Here is a 2,697-nt window from a genome sequence, read left to right as displayed (position 1 = left end):
GCTCACCTTCTGCCCGGCCAGCTCGCGGTTGCCGGCCGACAGCAGCTGCGCGGCCAGCGCTTCGCGCAGGCTGGCGACGTTGTAGAGGGCGGTGTTGATGTTGTTGTCCACGATCGCGGTGCGCTCGGCGAACACCCGACGCAGCGCGTCCTCGCTGCCATAGGTGGCCAGCATCGCCTGCTCGGTCCGCCTGCGGGTGTCGGCCGCGGCCGCATCGATCTTCTGCTGGGCCTCGGCCAGGGCGGCGTCGGCGCGCTCCTCGGCGGTGAGCGCGCGCTGGATTTCGGCACTGCGGGTGCCGCTGCGGGCGTTGAACTCCTGGCGCGCGCTGTTCACCGCTTCCGGTGGCAGCGTGTCCGAACAGATGCGGCGGCTGCCCTCATCCCAGCAATACAGTTTCTTGCCGGAATCGCCCTTGTTCTGCGCCAGCGCCGGTGCCGCCAGCGTGGCCAGCAGCATCAGCAACGTCGCCCCTGTGTTGTACCGGTCCAGCGCCATGGCAGCCCCCTGCTGTCAGCCTGTTGGATTGCTGCCGTAGCGGCCACGGTAGGCCAGCAGCGGTTCGCGATAGCCGACAAGTTCCGGGTTCCCGGAGGCGAATGCAAGCAGGTCGGCCAGGTTGGCCACGGCGATCACCGGGATGCCGGTCTCGGCGGCCACGGCCTGCGCGGCCGAGCGCGCGTCTGTTTCCGAGGCGATCTCCTGGCGGTCCAGCGCAACGACAATACCGGCCGGAATGCCGTTGGCTTCGCGGATGATCGCCAGCGCCTCGCGGATCGCGGTGCCGGCGGTGATCACGTCATCGACGATCAGCACACGCTTGCCGGCCATGTCCGCGCCGATCAGGGTGCCGCCCTCGCCGTGGTCCTTGGCTTCCTTGCGGTTGAAGGTCAGCGGCAGGTTGCGGCCGCGGTGCGAGAACTCGCAGGCGATCGCGGTGGCCAGCGGGATGCCCTTGTAGGCCGGGCCGAACAGCTGGTCATAGGCGATCCCGGCCGCGTCGATGGCGTCGGCATAGCAGTTGCCCAGCTGGGCCAGTGCCAGGCCGGTGTCGAAACGGCCGGCGTTGAAGAAATACGGGCTCACGCGGCCGGACTTGAGGGTGAACTGGCCAAAACGCAGCGCGTCGGCGTTCAGCGCCAGCTGCAGGAAACGGGAACGGTGGTCACTCATGTAAATGCGTTTTCTTGTCGTCTATTGAAGGCGCCTAGGGTAAAGCATGGCTTCGGCGATTGCTGGGGCGGACGGTATGCTGTGCCGGTCCCAGGTCCAGCCAGCGGTATTCCATGCGCATCATCAGTTTCAACGCCAACGGCATCCGTTCGGCCACCACCAAGGGTTTTGGCGACTGGTTCGCCCAGCAGCAGGCCGACGTGCTGTGTATTCAGGAAACCAAGGCGCAGGAGGCGCAGCTGACCGACGCGCTGTTCCGCCCGGACGGCCACCACTGCTTCTACCGCGACGCAATCACCAAGAAGGGCTACAGCGGGGTGGCGATCTGGAGCCGGCGCGAGCCCGACGAGGTGCGCACGTCGCTGGGCTGGGCGCCGTTCGATGATGAAGGCCGTTACATCGAGGCGCGCTTTGGCAACCTGAGCGTGGTCTCGTTCTATATCCCCTCCGGCTCCTCCGGCGAGCTGCGCCAGGGCTTCAAGTTCGAGGTCATGCAGTGGCTGCGGCCGATCCTGGACGAGTGGCTGGCCAGCGGGCGCGACTACGTGCTGTGCGGTGACTGGAACATCGTGCGCAGCGCGCTGGACATCAAGAACTGGAAGTCCAACCAGAAAAACTCCGGCTGTCTGCCGGAAGAGCGCGACTGGCTCAACGGGCTGTGCGCCGATCGGGCCGAACTGGCCGATCCGGCCACGGGCCGTGGCTGGGTGGACGCCTACCGCGCGCTGCACCCGGACGGGCAGGACTACACGTGGTGGAGCAACCGCGGCGCGGCGCGTGCCAACAACGTCGGCTGGCGCATCGACTACCAGTTGCTCACCCCTGGCCTGCGTGAGCGTCTGCGCGGCTGCTCGATCTACACCGGTGAGCGCTTTTCCGACCATGCCCCGTTCACCGTGGACTACGACCTGTGACCGAAGCGGTGTTGGAGGCCCCGCCGGCCGGGCTGCAGCGCCTGCGCCGGCTGTTCGTGATCCTGCTGCTGGGCTTCGCCTCCGGGCTGCCGCTGGCGCTGACCGGCGGGGCGATGCAGGCGTGGCTGACGGTGGACGGGCTGGACCTGGTGACGCTGGGCTTCCTGTCGCTGATTGGCATTCCCTATACCTTCAAGTTCCTGTGGGCGCCGTTGATCGACCGCTTCGACCTGCCGCTGCTGGGGCGCCGGCGCGGCTGGATCGTGCTGCTGCTGCTGTTACTTGCCGCGGCGCTGCTGGCGATGAGCACGCTGTCGCCGTCGCGCAATCTGGCGCTGTTCGCCTCGGCGGCCGTGCTGGTGGCGTGCCTGTCGGCGACGCTGGATGTGGTGATCGATGCCTACCGGACCGACCTGCTGGCACCGGCCGAACGCGGCCTGGGCGGTTCGCTGACGGTGCTCGGCTACCGGCTGGCGATGGTGCTGTCCGGCGGCATCACCCTGATCTGGGCCGAACAGTGGCAGAGCTGGCCGCAGGTGTACCGGGTGATGGCCGCCCTGGCCGCGACGGTGGGCGTGCTGGCGCTGGCGCTGATGCCGCCGCTGCCGGA

Annotated in this window: 4 protein-coding genes; 2 read left to right on the top strand and 2 right to left on the bottom strand. The window is 68.0% G+C overall.

The window, feature by feature from the left end:
- Together JCM9942_RS13615 and pyrE are read right to left on the bottom strand one after the other, a co-directional pair.
- On the bottom strand, nucleotides 1–498 hold a 498-nt coding region (locus tag JCM9942_RS13615; RefSeq protein WP_054660346.1), incomplete at its 3' end, for a hypothetical protein.
- Between the two features lie 15 nt (nucleotides 499–513).
- Entirely contained in the window at nucleotides 514–1,173 is a 660-nt protein-coding gene (gene pyrE, locus JCM9942_RS13610) for an orotate phosphoribosyltransferase (RefSeq protein WP_054660344.1), read from the bottom strand.
- 113 nt (nucleotides 1,174–1,286) lie between these two features.
- Between pyrE and JCM9942_RS13605 the strand changes: the two genes are divergently transcribed.
- Both JCM9942_RS13605 and JCM9942_RS13600 read left to right on the top strand, forming a co-directional pair.
- Nucleotides 1,287–2,087 (top strand): exodeoxyribonuclease III, encoded by an 801-nt coding sequence (locus JCM9942_RS13605; protein WP_054660342.1) that lies wholly within the window; start codon nucleotides 1,287–1,289, stop codon nucleotides 2,085–2,087.
- Nucleotides 2,084–2,697: MFS transporter (locus JCM9942_RS13600; protein ID WP_218185496.1), on the top strand; the 614-nt coding region annotated here is incomplete at its 3' end. The genes JCM9942_RS13605 and JCM9942_RS13600, both read left to right, overlap by 4 nt.

Source organism: Stenotrophomonas pictorum JCM 9942 (assembly GCF_001310775.1).
GTDB lineage: Bacteria > Pseudomonadota > Gammaproteobacteria > Xanthomonadales > Xanthomonadaceae > Stenotrophomonas > Stenotrophomonas pictorum.
This window is presented reverse-complemented; position numbering and strand designations above follow the sequence as displayed.

Bases quoted from the DNA above. Each gene is read 5' to 3' on its own strand.
- JCM9942_RS13605 (WP_054660342.1), top strand. From the start codon at position 1,287: ATGCGCATCATCAGTTTCAACGCCAACGGCATCCGTTCGGCCACCACC.
- pyrE (WP_054660344.1), bottom strand. From the start codon at position 1,173: ATGAGTGACCACCGTTCCCGTTTCCTGCAGCTGGCGCTGAACGCCGAC.